This window comes from Serratia marcescens (assembly GCF_029846115.1).
Lineage (GTDB): Bacteria > Pseudomonadota > Gammaproteobacteria > Enterobacterales > Enterobacteriaceae > Serratia > Serratia marcescens_L.
The window spans coordinates 3,625,649-3,641,239 of record NZ_JARVZZ010000001.1 but is presented as its reverse complement, the minus strand read 5'-3'; the positions used below and the strand labels follow the sequence as shown (position 1 = coordinate 3,641,239).

Sequence of the window (15,591 nt, the reverse complement as noted above, 5' to 3'; positions counted from 1 at the left end):
CTATCTCGTGGATTATATTGGCATTTTATTCAGCCTGCGGGCCTGAGGAACACAGCGTGAAGCGTTCAGTATCAGTGGTAATCGGCGGCATATTGCTGCCTTTAGCGGCGCAGGCGGTGGAAACGACGCCCAATTTTCCTACCATGACCCCGCCGGCGATAGACGCCGCCTCTTACGTTTTGATGGATTACACCACCGGCCAGGTGTTGGCCGCCGGCAATGCCGACGAACGGCGCAACCCGGCCAGCCTGACTAAACTCATGACCGGGTTGGTGATCGACCACGCGCTCGACCAGCACAAGATTGGCCTCGACGATGTCGTCACCGTGGGGAAAGACGCCTGGGCGCAGGGCAACCCGGTGTTCAAAGGATCTTCGTTGATGTTCCTGAAGCCAGGTGACAGGGTCACGGTGCGCGATCTCAGCCGCGGTATCATCATCGATTCCGGTAACGACGCCTGCGTAGCGATGGCGGATTATGTGGCGGGCAGCCAGGCCAACTTCGTCAAGCTGATGAACGAGAAGAGCGCGCAGCTGGGCCTGCAGAACACCCATTTCGAAACGGTACACGGGCTGGATGCGCCGGGGCAGTTCACCACCGCCGGCGATCTGGCGGTGATTGCGCGCGCCATCATCATGAGTGAACCGGCGGAATACCATATGTACAGCGAGAAGTCGTTGACCTGGAATGGTATCACGCAGCAGAACCGCAATGGCCTGCTGTGGGATAAGACGCTGCACGTCGATGGGCTGAAAACCGGGCACACCGCCTCGGCCGGCTTCAACATCATCGCCTCCGCCACCGAAGGGGATCGCCGCCTGATCGCCGTGGTGATGGGCGGCAAAAGTGCCAAAGGGCGTGAGGAGCAGGCGCGTAAGCTGTTGACTTGGGGGCTGCGCGACTTTACCACCGTACACCTGTTCAGCGCCGGCCAGAGCCTGGGGGAAGAGCCGGTCTGGTACGGCGAGGATCACCGGTTACCGGTCGGTAGCGCGCAAGAGCAGGCGCTTAGCCTGCCGAAAAACGAAGCGGACAAGCTGAAGGCGCAGTACGTGATCAATGCCGCGCGGCTGGAAGCGCCGATTGGCAAAGGGCAGACCGTTGGCGAGATCCGCATCAGCGACAATGGCCAGGTGGTGAAAACCCTGCCGCTGGTGGCGCTGCAGGCGGTGCCGCAGGGCGGCGTGTTCTCGCGCCTGGTGGATTACGTGAAGCTGAAGCTCTGACTCGCCGGGCGGGCGACGGCGCCCGGTGGTATACTGGTGCGAATGCCGATCATTGAGCCGCGCTATGGATATTAAACAACTGATTTATTTGTGTAATTTAGAACGAGAACGCCACTTCGGCCGGGCGGCGGAGGCCAGCTTTGTCAGCCAGCCGACGCTATCCATGCGATTGAAAAATCTGGAAAAAGAGCTGGGCGTATCGCTGATTAACCGCGGCAACCATTTCGGCGGTTTTACCGCCGAAGGCGAGCGGGTGCTGGCGTGGGCGCGTGAGATCGTCTCGGTTTACCAAGGGCTGAAGCTGGAGGTGGAGTCGCTCAAGCACGGCTTGCACGGCACGCTGCGCCTTGGCGTGGTGCCGCAGTGCAGTATTTCGGTATCGGAAATGCTCAAGGCGGTCAGCGAGCGTTACCCGCATCTCGATTACCGGCTGGCGGTGCTGAGCGCCGATCAGCTGCTGGAGGCGCTGACGGCGCATACCGTCGACATCGGCATCGGCTTTTTCGAGCTGTCGACCTTAAAGGAGCTGCATTTCCAATCGCAACCGCTGGTGGAAACCGGCGTCGAGCTGGTATTTCATCCGCAACACTTCCCGAAGCTGGTGGGCGATACGCCAATGCCGCTGGAAGCGGTGGCCGCTTTGCCGCTGTGCCTCGCCGAGCCGACGCGTTATTTTCGCCGCTATCTCGATCAACACTTCCGCGACGCCGGGTTGACGCTGCACACACGGCTGGAGACCGCCTCGATCTTCCAACTGCTGGAGGGGGTTTTCGTCGGCCTGGGCTGTGGGCTGTTCCCGCGCGGCCAGCTGCAATCGCCGCTGATGCCGGCGTTGCAGCGCCGTCCGGTAGCTATCGGCGCCATGCCGCGGCATGCAGCGGTAGTGGTCGATATGGCGGAGCGCGCCACGCCGTTGGCGCAAAAATTCTTTGACGCCGCCAGCGAGTGGCTGCGTCGGCGAAATGAATAGAGACGTTTAAGTTTACCCGATGTTTCCGCAATGATTATGGCCCCGCGGGGCCATAATCATTCGTTGTCTAACGGTCGACGGAATAAGGTTAATTGCTGATGGTAATGGTCGGATCCCAATAGAAATAACCCAGTAATTTTTGATCGCCGCCGTTTGGCCGATAATAAAGGCCAAATTGGATGCAATAATTTTCCGTGCCGGTATTGCTGATGTCCGCCTGTATGAACCAATAGGTTTGGTTGGTGAAGGTGACGGGGAACACGGTATTTTGCGCCGGCATCATCGAACTGCGGGTGTACATTTTGAAGGTCGGGTTGGAAAAGACCTGGGTACCGCTGCCGAACTGCGGCAGCCCGTAGATCAGCACACTGGCGTCGAAATTGGCGGATTCTGAGGTGCCAGTCCAGCGAATGACGTCGCCGACATTGGCTTTAAAGTTCAGGTCTGCCGTGCCGGAGCCGCCGATCACCTGATCGGAGGTGACGACCATATAGGCGTATTGATGGCCAATACCTGTTGGGTTGCCGGAGTCCTGACTGGGGTTGTTATTCTCGAATGCTTCTATCAGGGCATCGGTATCGATGACGACAATCACGTTAACGATACTGTTGCTGGATTTAAGTTCTTGCTCAGACATACGGTTACCTCACAATATTTTTTGCTGTGATGGAAAATAAAAAATAATGGGGTTGACGGCGAACGTTTATTTTTTGTGAATATTTTAAATGGGCAATCACAACGTCGCTATCGGCTTAATCATAGAAACTAAATAGCAAGGCGACCACTGTTGAAAAGTTAGAGGTGTTAATGTGTTTTCCTATTAATTAGCAGGGTTAAAACCTTGTTTTACTGCTTCTGCGATGAGAATGGTTACATAATTGAGCGATGGCGCAATCTGCCTATTGCGTTGTTTGCAGACATAATTTTGACGATCCGTTATTTTCGCGGGTGGCAGAATAAAATGAATCATAATTCTAATAAATTTTGATTTTTCGGATTTTTAGTTTACGGGTTCATCTTTTGGTGAAGTTTTTAGCCAAAATAGAAGAGGGTGAGTTAACGGCGAAGTTAACCGTTAACTCAGTGAGAGGTTACAGCGCCGGCAGTGTCGGTTCCGCATCGCCCAACGTTTGGCGCAGGCGATTTTCCCAGGCGTAGAGTGCAGCGGTAAGGATCACTTCCAGCGCCTGCGCCTGATTCAGGCCGCTGTTGAACAACGGCTGCACGCTCTGCGGGGTAAATTTCTCCGGTGCGCGCGTCAGCTCAGCGGCGGTGTGGATCACCGCGCGTTTGACGGCATCCTTGGTCAATGCCAGCCCCTGAGCCAGCCCGGTGAACAGCGCCTGGGCCAGCTCGTCGTCCTGTAGCTCTTGCGCCACCGTAGCCGCGCAGTAGCGGCTGCCGTTGATGCGCGAGACCACCAGGGTCGCCAGTGCTTTCAGGCGGCTCGATAACCCATACCCTTCGGCATTGATGCCGTTGAACACCCCGTTGCGCTCGCGCAGTGCGGCGGCATCGTGCGCCAGCAGCAGATAGTAAGATTCGGCGCGCGCCTGCGGGTGGCTCTGATCCAGCACGTCAAGCTGTTCGGCGGCGGCGGCTTCCGTGTCGATTGTCGGCAGACGCGCAGTCCAGCTCAACTCTTCGGCACTGAAAGCGACGCCATCGGCGTCTTCGACGTTCGGGAAACCGGGCACCACCACCGCCGGTCGGCCGGCCAACGCCGCGATGCCCGCCACCACGCGCGCTTGGTAGCTGACAAAACCGATGATTTGCGAAAAGGTGACGATATCCGCTGGGCTCAGCCCGACGTCGACAAGCTGTTGCAGCGCCTTGCGGCAAATCAGCGTGGGTTGGCTGGCAAGCTGGCGGGCATATTGGGTGATCTGGGCGAGACGGATATTGCTTTCCCGGGAGGCGTCCGGGCTGTGCAGCGGGGCGAGGCGGGCGGCGTAGTGGCTACAGAGGGACTGCACGCCCGTTACCTGAGCGACGGTCAGCGCGGTGCTGAGACGATCGTAGGGTGACAATGTCACGTATCGTGACAGCGACACCTGGTCGGGAAACAGGGCGTGGTAACCGGCCAGCGAGGCGTTAAATACCCCGGCGCGGACGCCGAGCGCGCTGTTTAACGCTTCATCGGCGAAGGCGCCCAGCCCCAGCAGAAAACGATCGCGCAGGGTAGCCGCCTGCGGCTCCAGCGGGGCATCGCCACGCACGCTGCTTTGGGTTTCGTGATACCACTGGGCGTTATGTTGTCGACGGAGTCGTTCCATAGGGTCAATCCTTAATCATGATCAACAGCCACCGCTGCGTGCGGCAACGGCGGCTGGACAAAGAGGCAACATGCCCGCAGGCGGGGCGAAAGGCGGATTTAGCGCAGCTCATCGCAGTACAGCGCGTGGCCGTAAACAGAGAAACCGGCGGCCAGCGTGAGCAGAAACTGCGTGAGGCGGCGATGGCGAAGGCTGTTCATCAGTGCGATATCCTGTCGTATGAGAGGCTCAACGTAGGGGATATCCTCACCGATCGCCCAGGCGAGATAAAATAATGTTACGGACTAATCAATAACTGAAAGGAATAAAATATAAGGATATATAACAAGAATGTAATTTGTATGTGCGCTTTCTTGCTAAACGGCAGGCGTGTACGGCAATAAAAAACCCGCCGCAGCGGGTTTGTTGCAGGCCAGGGCGTGGATCAAAAACGGCCGCCGTCGCGTCGCCAGGCGTCGGCGGTCAGCGCCTCACCGAAGTGGCTGGCGATAAGGCGCTTGGTCAATTCGTGCAGCGGCGCCGCCAATACCTCGGCGGTGCTGCCGCGTTCGACGATTTCCCCTTCGTGCATCACCAGCACCTGGTCGCTGATATGCTTCATCATGCCGAGGTGCTGAGTGACGTAGATATAGGAAATACCGTGTTTTTCCTGCAGCTCCAGCATCAGGTTGATGATTTGCGAGCGCATTGACATGTCCAGCGAGGCCAGCGCCTCATCGGCGACGATCACCTTCGGCTGCAGGATCAGCGCACGCGCCAGCGCGACGCGCTGTTTTTGCCCGGAAGCCAGCATGTGCGGATAGTAGTAGGCGTGATCCGGCAGCATGCCGACCTGACGCAGCGTCTGGTTGATGCGCTGTTCGCGCTCGGCGGGCTCCAGACTGGTGTTTAGCCGCAGCGGCGCGTCCAACAGTTGGCCGATGCGCTGGCGTGGGTTGAGCGAGGTGCTCGGATCCTGAAAAATCATGCGAATGCGCTGGCTGCGATAGCGATAATCGCCGAATTCCAGCGGATGATCGTCGATCAGCAGTTCGCCGGCGGTCGGTTCCACCATGCCGGAGAGCATCTTCGCCAGCGTGGATTTGCCGGAGCCGTTCTCGCCGATCACTGCCAGCGTCTGGCCTTCGCGCAGGGTAAAGCTGACCGACTTCACCGCCTCGACGTGCTGGCGGCGGAACAGCCCGGTGCGGTAGCGGTAGGTTTTGCTCAGGTTGCGCACTTCCAACAGCGTTTCCATGTTATTGCTCCTCCATGTTCAGCGGGAAGTGGCAGGCGAAGAAGTGGTTTTTGACCGGGCGCAGGCGCGGCGTTTCGATGCACTTCTTCTGCGCGTAAGGGCAGCGCGGCCCCAGGCGGCAACCGATCGGCAGGTGTTCCAACGAAGGAATGGCGCCCGGCAGCGTGTTCAACCGGCTCTTGTGCGGCAGCGAGCGGCCGAAGTCCGGCATGGCGCGGATCAGCGCCTGGGTGTAAGGGTGGTGCGGCGCCGCCAGCAGCTCTTCGCACTGGGCGCTTTCCACCGTTTGCCCGCAGTACAGCACGTTCACCCGGTCGGCCCATTTGCTCATCATCTGCAAATCGTGGCTGATCAGCAGGATGGTGGTGTTGTTGTTCTGATTGAGGCGCGCCAGCAGGCGGAAAATCTGCGCCTGGGTGGTCGGCTCCATGGCGTTGGTTGGTTCATCGGCGATCAGCAGGCGCGGTTGGTTGGCCAGCGCGATGGCGATCATCACCTTCTGGCACTCGCCCTCGGTCAACTCGTACGGGAAGCTGCCCATGATGTCGTCGTGATCCTTGATACCGACGCGGTGCAGCAGTTCGATGGCGCGGCGTTTGCGCCAGTTGAAGCGCTGCCACCAGCGGCCCTTGTAGGTCCAGCCCGGGATCGCCTGCGCCAGCTGGCGGCCGATGCTCTCGGAAGGATCGAGACAGGACTGCGGCTCCTGGAAAATCATCGAAACGTTGTGGCCCACCAGCCTGCGCCGCTCGCGCGGGCTCAGTTGCAGCAGATCGATGTCGTCGAAGCGGAAACGGTCGGCGGTGACGCGCCAGTTGTCTTTGGTTACGCCGCAGATGGCTTTGGCGATCAGGCTCTTGCCGGAGCCCGATTCGCCCACCAGGCCGCGCACCTCGCCCTCGGTCAGCGTCATGCTGACGCGATCGACCGCCTTGACCGGCCCTTCGGCGGTCATAAATTCAATCGTCAGATTGCGGATATCGAGTAACGGCATTATTCCACCCCGGCATTGATTGCGCGGCGCATACCGTCGCCTAACAGGTTAACCAGCAGCACGCTGACGAGGATGGCCGCGCCGGGCAGCATCACCGTCCAGGGTGCGACGTACACCAGCTCGAGCGAATCGCCGAGCATCGCTCCCCATTCCGGCGAAGGCAGCTGCGCGCCGAGATCGAGAAAGCCGAGCGCGGCGATGTCCAAAATGGCCATCGACAGCGCGCGGGTGAACTCGGTCACCAGCACTGCGGCGATGTTCGGCATGACGGCGTACCACAGGATCTGCAGCGTGGAAGCGCCATCGAGCCGCGCCGCCACCACGTACTCTTTCTCCAGCTCGTCGTGCACCGCGCTGTAGATGGTGCGGACCATGCGCGGCAGCAAGGCGAGCCACACTGCCAGCATGGCGTGTTCAAGTTTGGGGCCGATAAACGCCACCACCACGATCGCCAGCAGCAGCGACGGAATGGACAGCAGGGTATCGAGGATGTGGTTGAGCACCGCCGAACGCAGCCCGTGAGTGACGCCGGCGAACACGCCGAGGATCACCCCGCAGAACGCTGCGGCCAGCGTCACCGCCAGCGCCGAGCCGAAGGTGGCGGCAGTGCCGGTCAACAGGCGGCTGAGGATGTCGCGCCCGAGATCGTCGGTGCCGAGAAAGAACGACACGTTGCCGTAGCGCGACCAGGACGGCGGCAGCAGCTGATAACCGAGGAACTGCTGATCCAGCGCGTAGGGCGCCAGCAGGCTGCCGAACAGCGACAGCAGCAGCAGGGCGATCACGCCGTAAAAACCGATCATCGCCAGCGCGTCGCCGTAGAAAATCCGCCAGGTGTAGCGCAGCGGGCTCGGCATCTTTTTCTCGCGGTATACGTTATCGAAGGGCATACCATTCCTTATGTTTCAGCGGGTTGGTTGCCGCACCCAGAATGTCGGCCAGGACGTTAATGGTAATCACCAGCGTGCCGACCACCATGACGCCGGCGGAGATCGCCGCATAATCCTGCTGGCGAATGGCGTTGATCAGCCACCGGCCGAGGCCCGGCCAGCTGAACACCACTTCGGTGATCATCGCCAGCGTGAGCATGGTGGAGAACTGCAGCCCCAGTTTGGGCACGATCGGCGGCAGCGCATTGTGCAACACGTGGCGGCGAATGATGGTGAAGCGCGACAGGCCGCGGGTGGCGGCGGCCTTGATGTAGTTTTGGCTCAGCACGTCGTCGGTGCTGATGCGCATCAGGCGCACCACTTCGGTGGTGGGCGCCACCGCCAGCGCGGCGATCGGCAGGATCATGTGGCGCAGGGCGCTGCCGATCATTTCGGCGCGGTATGGCGAGTCCGACAGCCAGGCGTCAATCAGCGCGAAACCGGTGATCGGCTTCACCTGATACAGCAGGTCGAAACGGCCGGAAACCGGCAGCCAGCCCAGGTGTAGCGAGAAGAACAGCATCAGCAGCAGCGCCAGCCAGAACACCGGCATCGAAAAGCCCAATAGCGCGAAGGTGCTGATGGCGGTGTCCTGCCATTTGCCGCGCAGCACGCCGGCGATGATGCCCAGCGGAATGCCGATAAACAGCGCCAGAGCAAAGGCCAGCAGGCACAGTTCCATGGTGGCCGGGAACACTTCGCGCAGCTGTTCGCTGATCGCCTGGCCGTTGATGCTGGAGACGCCGAAGTCCCAGTGCAGCAGGCTGACAAAGTAGAACTGATAGGCGTCCAGCAGGGCGGCGCCGTTCAGCGGCGCACGCGGCGTGAAATAGCTCAGGCTGAAGCTGACCAGCGTCAGGAAGAACAGCGTGATCAGCAGCAGCAGAATGCGGCGCAGGGTAAAGATAATCACTTATTCACCTCCGGCGCGGATTCACGGTACACCCCGGCGAACGAGGCGTTGCCGAACGGGCTCAGCACCAATCCCTTGATGTCGTAGCGGTAGGCCTGCAGCCGCAGGGAAGAGGCCAGCGGCAGCACCGGCAGTTGCTGCTCGAGGATCTTCTGCGCCTTGCGGTAGCTGTCGATGCGTTGAGATAGCTGCTGCGACAACAGTGCGTTCTGCAGCACCTCGTCGAAGCCCGGGTCACACCAGTGAGCATAGTTGGTTTGCGAACGGATTGCCGCGCAGCTCAGCAGCGGCCGGAAGAAGCTGTCCGGGTCGTTGCTGTCGGTGGCCCAGCCGGTCAGGGTCAGATCGTGGTTCATCTCCATCAGGCGCGCCTCCTGGAAGCGGCCCTCTACCGGAACGATGGTGACGTTGATGCCCACCTGGCCGAGATCGGCCTGGATCAGCTCGGCGGTCTTCAGCGGGCTCGGGTTGTAAGACTGCGAGGCGGTCGGCACCCACAGCTTCAGGTTCAGATGGCCGACGCCGGCCTGCCGCAGCATCTCGCGCGATTTGGCCGGATCGTACTCGGTGACGTGCGCGTCGTTGTCATAGGCCCAGGAGGCGCGCGGCAAGATCGAGGCGGCGGTTTCCGCCGTGCCGTAATAGATCGACTGCATCAACCGCTGGTTGTTGATCGCCAGAGAGATCGCCTGGCGCACGTTGAGGTTGTCGAGCGGCGGTTTGCGGGTGTTGAACGCCAGATAGGCGATGTTCATCCCCGGGCGCAGCGTCAGGCGCAGGCGCGGATCGTCGCGCAGGATAGACAGCTGGCTCGCCGCCGGATAGGCCAGCACGTCGCACTCGCCGGTCAGCAGCTTGGAGAGGCGACCGGTGCCGCCGGCGCCCAGATCGATCACCACCTGCGGCATGCGCGGCAGGCCTTTCCAGTAGGCGGCGTTGCGCGCCAGGCGAATATATTGCCCCGAGCGGTATTCGTTGAGCAGGAACGGGCCGCTGCCGACCGGCTCTCGGTCAATCAGCTCCTGATGGCCTTCGCGCGTCAGCGTGTCGGCGTATTCGGCGGACAGCACCGGCGCGTAATGCGTTGCCAGATGCCACAGGAACGAGGCGTCCGGCGACTGCAGGCGAATCTCCACCGTGTAGTCGTCGAGCTTTCTCACGCTCTGCACCGAATCGCCGAACTGCAGGCTGTCGAAATAGGGGTATTCGCCGCCGTTGACGTCGTGATACGGGTGTTTTTGGTCAAATACGCGCGCGAAGCTGAACACCACGTCGTCGGCGTTCATCTTGCGGGTGGGGGTGAACCAGGCGGTGGTCTGGAACGGCACGTCCTTGCGCAGATGGAAGCGGTAGGTGGCGCCGTTGTCCAACACTTCCCAGCTTTGCGCCAGCTCGGGGATCAGCCGGTAGGTGTAGGGGTCGACGTCCAGCAGGCGATCGTACAGCTGGGCGGCCAGGGTATCCACCGTCAGGCCGCTGCTGGCCATTTGCGGGTTGAAGGTATTCAGTATGCCGCTGACGCAATAGACAAAGCCGCTCTGGCGAATGTCCGGCAGCGGCGCCGCGGCGGGCGCGGGCGGTGTGGTTGCGGCCAGGGCGGAACCGGTAAAGCACAACGACACTATCCAAAGGGGTAAACCACGCATAGAGGCTCATGGGTTAATCAGCAATAGCGTTAGTGTATCGCACTCTGACCGACAGCCCAATCCATTGAACAAAATCGCTGAGTTTTCTGCGACTTGATTAATCAGGTCGCCCAACGGCGTGAAAAAAATTTTATTTGATATGTTATAACATAACAAAATCATGTTACCGTTCCTCGGCAAAGTCACAATAACGCAAGGGGATGTATGAACGAAGTTGCACTTCCACCACGTCGTTCGCTGCCGGACGCTCAGGCATGGCGCGGCGAAATGAGTGATGTCGGGCTCGATTGGGTCGGGATGCAAGGGATCGCACTGCCGCTGGAGTTGGCCGGCAAGCCACTGATGGCCAAAGTCGACGCCGGCATCAACCTGCGCGCCGAAGCGGCGGGCGAACGCGGCATTCACATGTCGCGGCTGTATCTGGCGCTGGACGAATTGACGCAGGGCGAGCTGACGCCGCAGCGCATCGGCCGAACGCTGCAAGCCTTTCTGGATTCGCAGCCGGAACACAGCGATCGCGCCAGCCTGGCGATCAGCGGCGAGCTGCTGCTGTCGCGCCCGGCTTTGCTGTCGCCGCAGCGCGGCTGGAAGGCTTACCCGCTGCGCATCGAGGCGACCCTGACGAACACGCTGACGCTGGCGTTGACCGTCGGCGTACCTTACTCCTCTACCTGCCCGAGTTCGGCGGCGCTCAGCCGTCAGTTGGCGCAGCAACAGTTTCAGTTTGATTTCGAACAGGCGGCGGAGCGGGTCAGCCAACGCCAGGTGAGCGAGTGGCTGTTGGAGCAGGGAATGCCGGCCACCCCTCACAGCCAGCGCAGCTGGGCCTGGGTCACCGTGACGCCCGAGAATGAACGGGCGTTCGAACCGGTGAAATTGATCGACCGCATCGAACACGCGCTGGGCACGCCGGTACAAACGCTGGTGAAACGCCGCGACGAGCAGGCCTTCGCGCTGGCCAACGGACAGAACCTGATGTTTTGCGAAGACGCGGCGCGCCGTCTGTATCGCATGCTGCGCAGCCAGTGCGATTATCGCGCCTTTTCACTGCGCGTCGAGCATCAGGAGAGCCTGCATGCCCACAATGCGGTGGCGGAGCTGAGCTGGCGGGGAGAAAATCATGCTGCGTAAAAATCCCAGCGGCCATCTGCCGCAGGTCTCGCCGCTGGCCTACATCGACCCCACCGCCATTATTTGCGGCCGGGTGATCGTCGAAGATTTCGTCTACGTCGGCCCTTATGCGGTGATCCGCGCCGACGAATTGAACGCCGCCGGCGACATGGAGCCGATTGTCATCGGCTCGCACTCCAATATTCAGGACGGCGTGGTGATCCACTCCAAGAGCGGGGCGGCGGTCACCATTGGCCGTTACAGTTCGATCGCCCATCGCGCCATCGTCCACGGCCCGTGTCGCATCGACGATCGGGTGTTTATCGGTTTCAACAGCGTGCTGTTCAACTGCCACATCCAGTCCGGCTGCGTGGTGCGTTACAACGCGGTGGTGGACGGCGTGACGCTGCCGGAAAATCGCTATATCCCCTCGACCGAGCGCGTAGGGCCGGACAGCGACCTGTCGCGCTATTCCCAGGTCGATCGCGGCGCGCTGCAGTTTTCGGAAGAAGTGGCCGCCACCAACGTCGAACTGGTGCGCGGTTACCAGGCATTACGCAATGAATTTTAATGAGGCTCCCATGAAACAACTTCCCGTGACCGTGCTTTCCGGCTTTCTCGGCGCCGGCAAAACCACGGTGCTGAACCACATCCTGAACAACCGGCAGGGCATGCGCGTGGCGGTGATCGTCAACGACATGAGCGAAGTCAACATCGACGCCGCATTGGTTGAAAATGCAGTGCATCTCGATCGCCAGGAAGAGAAGCTGGTTGAGATGAGCAACGGCTGCATTTGCTGCACGCTGCGCGAAGACCTGCTGGTTTCGGTGCGTGAACTGGCGCAGGACGGGCGTTTCGATTACCTGCTGATCGAATCGAGCGGCATCTCCGAGCCGCTGCCGGTGGCGGAAACCTTTACCTTTGAGGACGAAAAGGGCGAAAGCCTGTCGCAGTTCGCCCGGCTGGATACCCTGGTGACGGTGGTCGACGGGGTGAATTTCATCCAGCAGTACCAGCAGGCACAAAGCCTGCAGGAGGCCGGCCAAAGCCTGGGCGAGGACGATCTGCGCAGCGTGGCGGATCTATTGATTGAGCAAATTGAATTCTGCGACGTGATCCTGGTCAGCAAGACCGATCTGTTGACGCCAGCTCAGCAGGGCGAAGTGATGGCGCTGCTGGCCAGCCTGAACCCCGATGCCCGCATAGTGCCGATCGCGCCGGGCAAACTGCCGCTGGAAGCGGTGCTGAATACCGGCAGCTTCAGCTTTGAAAAGGCGCAGCAGGCGCCCGGCTGGCTGAAAGAGCTGCGCGGCGAACACGTGCCGGAAACGGAAAACTACGGCATCAGCAGCTTCGTCTATCAGGCGCGGCGGCCGTTTGCGCCGGACAAATTTTACCGCGTGATTAACGGCGACTGGGGCGGCGGTAAGCTGCTGCGCTCGAAAGGCTTTTTCTGGCTGGCGACGCGGCCGCGGCAGGCCGGGCAGTGGAGCCAGGCCGGCGGCATCGCCCATTACGGTCTCGCGGGCACCTTTTGGCGCGCTATCCCGCAAGACAATTGGCCGCAGGATCCCGAAGCGCGGGCGCATATTCAGGAAAAATGGGTAGAGCCGTTCGGCGACATGCGACAGGAGCTGGTGTTTATCGGCCAGCATCTGCAGCAGGCGACGATCGCACGTTTGCTGGACGACTGCCTACTGAGCGACGATGAAATGGCCGCCGGCGTGGACTATTGGCTGGACATGGCAGACCCGTTCCCTGAGTGGTAATTGCGCAATCTTCGTGTGGAAATGAGAAAAATTCTCAACAAAGTGCTTTACAGACGATACTGATAACTATTATCATCGCCTGGCAGTTCACGGAAGGCCACAGTTTGCGGCTCTGATGTGGAAGGCACGACATTGCTCACATTGCTTCCAGTGTTTTTTAAGCCAGCTCGGGTGCTGGCTTTTTTTTTTGCCTGTCTAAGACCGGAAATCTCGCTTGGCGAGCCGCCATGATCCACTTCTCTTCTCTTTGCGCCGCGTAACCTGGACGATCTCGACAGAAGTTCGGGGTTTCATGCATTCACAGTCACGTGACGGAATTTCATACTTCTTCTCATCGACGCGCTGGCTGCGTTTGGCCGGTCACTGTTAACCGTGAGGAGAATGCCTGTGATTACCCAACAAACCCCCATCAAGTCAGGATTTGGGCCCAAAACGACCGCCGACGAGGTGCTCGCAGGCCTGGATCTGTCAGGCTCGCAGGCCATCGTCACCGGTGGTCATTCAGGTCTCGGTCTGGAGACGACGCTGGCGCTGGCCGGTGCCGGCGCACGTGTCATCGTTGCTTGCCGGGCACCGGCGGCAGCCAAAGAGGTGTTAGGACAGAGCGCCGGCGTCGAGATCGCCGAACTCGATCTCGCCGATTTGAACAGCGTGCGCCGCTTCGCCGCTGACTTTTCCGCATCGAGCCTACGGGCGGATATTGTCATCAACAACGCCGGAGTGATGGCATGCCTGGAGGCGCGGGTGGGGCAAGGTTGGGAAAGACAGTTCGCCACCAACCACCTCGGCCACTATGCGCTGACCAACTTGCTGTGGCCGGCCATTGCCGATGGAGGGCGGGTGGTCACCGTCTCCTCCGCCGGGCATCACCATTCGGCGATCCGTTGGGAAGATGTGCAGTTCGAACGCGGTTACGACAAGTGGCTGGCGTACGGTCAGTCGAAGACGGCGAATGCCCTGTTCGCCGTCAGGTTGGATCTTCTGGGCCGCTCGCGGGGGATCCGCGCATTTAGCCTTCACCCTGGCAGTATCGCCACGCCGCTGCAGCGGCACATATCGAGAGCAGAGATGATAGCCCTGGGCTGGATGGACGAAGACGGCAATCCGGCCGATCCCGACGCTCTTAAAACGCCTCAGCAGGGGGCCGCTACTCAGGTGTGGGCCGCCACTTCACCGCAATTGCAAGGTTTGGGGGGCCTTTACTGTGAGGATGGCGATATTGCCGGCATCGCCGCGCACGACAGCCAGGCGCTGGTCGGCGTGAAGGAATACGCGATCGACCCGGAACAGGCGCAGCGTTTGTGGGCGCTTTCGGCATCGCTGACCGGCATTGATGCTTTCGCCTGACCAGGCCGCTAATCGGATAAGGGGGCGATCATGATGTCGATGATGAAAGAAAAAAACTTGGCGATATCCAGCATGTTTTTCATGCTGGGGCTGTGTTTCGGTAGTTTGAGCTCAAGGATGGCGACGATCAAAGGAGGGCTTGCGTTGTCTGACGGCGTATTCGGCAGCGTACTGTTCGCCATGTCGGCCGGGGTGGTCTTGTCTCTGCCGATATCGGGATGGGCGATCGCCAAACTTGGCAGCAGGGTGGTCGGCGTCGCGGCCATTCTGATCAACGCCATGCTTTTGCTTCTGGTGCCCTTCGCCGCGACGGTCCCTCAACTGGCGGCATTGCTGTTTTTCTCCGGGTTCGCTTATAGCGCGGTCAATGTCTCGAACAATATGCAGGCCAGCATCGCCGAGGCGGTCAGCGGTAAAACCAGGTTGCCCTTTTTTCACGGCATATGGGGCGTGGCCGGGTTTGTCGGCGCAGGGATCGGGGCATTAATGATCGGCCGGGATGTCGCCTTGCCGCTGCACTTTGTGGGAATAGCGGCGGTGGCGTTGATATCCGCCTTGCTGTGCCGGCGTGCGTTGTTCGACAAACCGGAGCTGGAACAGACCGGGCGTGCTTTTGCCATTCCTGACCGATCGTTGTTCAACTATGGCCTGATCGTTTTCTGCTCGATGGCTTGTGAGGGCATCATGTACGACTGGAGCGTCGTTTATTTTCAGGATGTCGTCTCGGTCGATCGAAAATACATCGGACTGGGTTTTACGGTATTTATGGCTGCCATGACCATCGGCCGGCTCATGTTGAACCGGTTCGTTGATCGGATAGGAGTGAGAAGAACGTTGCAGTGGGGCGGGATGCTGGCGTTCATCGGCATGACGCTAACGACCTGGTTACCGGGGTTGGTGACATCGATAATCGGTTTTTTCCTGGTCGGCCTGGGCATTTGCGCCATAATTCCGCTGGTTGCGGGGGCGGCTGCAAGGTCTTCTTCCATGGCACCAAGCGCCGCCATCGCGGCGGTGCTGACCATCGGCTTTCTGGGCACGCTGATCGGGCCGCCGTTAATCGGGTTCTTATCCGAAACTTTCGGTCTGCGTTATGCCTTTCTGGTCTGCGTCGCGTTGTCGCTCGGCGTCATTTACCGGGCAGAAAAAATACCGCAGTGATCTTGCAAGAAGG

Annotated in this window: 14 protein-coding genes; 7 read left to right on the top strand and 7 right to left on the bottom strand. The window is 60.2% G+C overall.

The window, feature by feature from the left end:
• The first annotated feature begins 56 nt into the window (after nt 1–56).
• Both dacD and QDT79_RS17180 read left to right on the top strand, forming a co-directional pair.
• Complete coding sequence (gene dacD / locus QDT79_RS17185) at nt 57–1,226, top strand: serine-type D-Ala-D-Ala carboxypeptidase DacD (protein WP_063990025.1); 1,170 nt, start codon at nt 57–59, stop codon at nt 1,224–1,226.
• 64 nt (nt 1,227–1,290) lie between these two features.
• A complete protein-coding gene (locus tag QDT79_RS17180; RefSeq protein ID WP_107226293.1) occupies nt 1,291–2,196 on the top strand; it encodes a LysR family transcriptional regulator in 906 nt (301 codons plus the stop codon).
• 88 nt (nt 2,197–2,284) lie between these two features.
• Here the strand turns inward: QDT79_RS17180 and QDT79_RS17175 are convergent, their stop codons facing one another.
• The 7 genes from QDT79_RS17175 to sapA all read right to left on the bottom strand — a co-directional run bounded on the left by QDT79_RS17175 (nt 2,285) and on the right by sapA (nt 10,191).
• Entirely contained in the window at nt 2,285–2,833 is a 549-nt protein-coding gene (locus QDT79_RS17175; protein WP_033648460.1) for an inclusion body family protein, read from the bottom strand.
• 454 nt (nt 2,834–3,287) lie between these two features.
• Complete coding sequence (locus tag QDT79_RS17170; RefSeq protein ID WP_308316813.1) at nt 3,288–4,472, bottom strand: CMD domain-containing protein; 1,185 nt, start codon at nt 4,470–4,472, stop codon at nt 3,288–3,290.
• Between the two features lie 424 nt (nt 4,473–4,896).
• A complete protein-coding gene (gene sapF, locus QDT79_RS17165) occupies nt 4,897–5,709 on the bottom strand; it encodes a putrescine export ABC transporter ATP-binding protein SapF (RefSeq protein ID WP_033648455.1) in 813 nt (270 codons plus the stop codon).
• A 1-nt stretch (nt 5,710) separates the two neighbouring features.
• Complete coding sequence (gene sapD / locus QDT79_RS17160) at nt 5,711–6,703, bottom strand: putrescine export ABC transporter ATP-binding protein SapD (RefSeq protein WP_019452674.1); 993 nt, start codon at nt 6,701–6,703, stop codon at nt 5,711–5,713.
• A complete protein-coding gene (sapC, locus tag QDT79_RS17155) occupies nt 6,703–7,593 on the bottom strand; it encodes a putrescine export ABC transporter permease SapC (RefSeq protein WP_004930580.1) in 891 nt (296 codons plus the stop codon). Before sapC ends, sapD begins: the two co-directional genes overlap by 1 nt.
• Entirely contained in the window at nt 7,580–8,545 is a 966-nt protein-coding gene (gene sapB, locus QDT79_RS17150; protein WP_004930575.1) for a putrescine export ABC transporter permease SapB, read from the bottom strand. Before sapB ends, sapC begins: the two co-directional genes overlap by 14 nt.
• Nucleotides 8,542–10,191, bottom strand: coding sequence for an ABC transporter substrate-binding protein SapA (gene sapA, locus QDT79_RS17145; RefSeq protein ID WP_197815966.1), 1,650 nt, complete (start codon nt 10,189–10,191; stop codon nt 8,542–8,544). The genes sapB and sapA overlap by 4 nt, the downstream gene beginning before the upstream one ends.
• 204 nt (nt 10,192–10,395) lie before the next feature.
• Between sapA and folE2 the strand changes: the two genes are divergently transcribed.
• From folE2 to QDT79_RS17120, 5 genes are all read left to right on the top strand, one after another.
• The gene (folE2, locus tag QDT79_RS17140; protein WP_308316812.1) at nt 10,396–11,322 is read left to right on the top strand and encodes a GTP cyclohydrolase FolE2; all 927 of its coding nucleotides are present in this window, start codon (nt 10,396–10,398) and stop codon (nt 11,320–11,322) included.
• Nucleotides 11,312–11,872 (top strand): LbetaH domain-containing protein, encoded by a 561-nt coding sequence (locus tag QDT79_RS17135; protein ID WP_049202409.1) that lies wholly within the window; start codon nt 11,312–11,314, stop codon nt 11,870–11,872. Before folE2 ends, QDT79_RS17135 begins: the two co-directional genes overlap by 11 nt.
• A 10-nt stretch (nt 11,873–11,882) precedes the next feature.
• Nucleotides 11,883–13,070 carry a zinc metallochaperone GTPase ZigA gene (gene zigA, locus QDT79_RS17130; protein ID WP_107226290.1) on the top strand — a complete coding sequence of 396 codons (1,188 nt, stop codon included), beginning with the start codon at nt 11,883–11,885 and terminating at the stop codon, nt 13,068–13,070.
• Nucleotides 13,071–13,457: 387 nt separating this feature from the next.
• Nucleotides 13,458–14,417, top strand: coding sequence for an SDR family NAD(P)-dependent oxidoreductase (locus QDT79_RS17125; protein WP_107226581.1), 960 nt, complete (start codon nt 13,458–13,460; stop codon nt 14,415–14,417).
• Between the two features lie 30 nt (nt 14,418–14,447).
• The gene (locus tag QDT79_RS17120; protein ID WP_063990016.1) at nt 14,448–15,578 is read left to right on the top strand and encodes an MFS transporter; all 1,131 of its coding nucleotides are present in this window, start codon (nt 14,448–14,450) and stop codon (nt 15,576–15,578) included.
• The last annotated feature ends 13 nt before the right edge of the window (nt 15,579–15,591 follow it).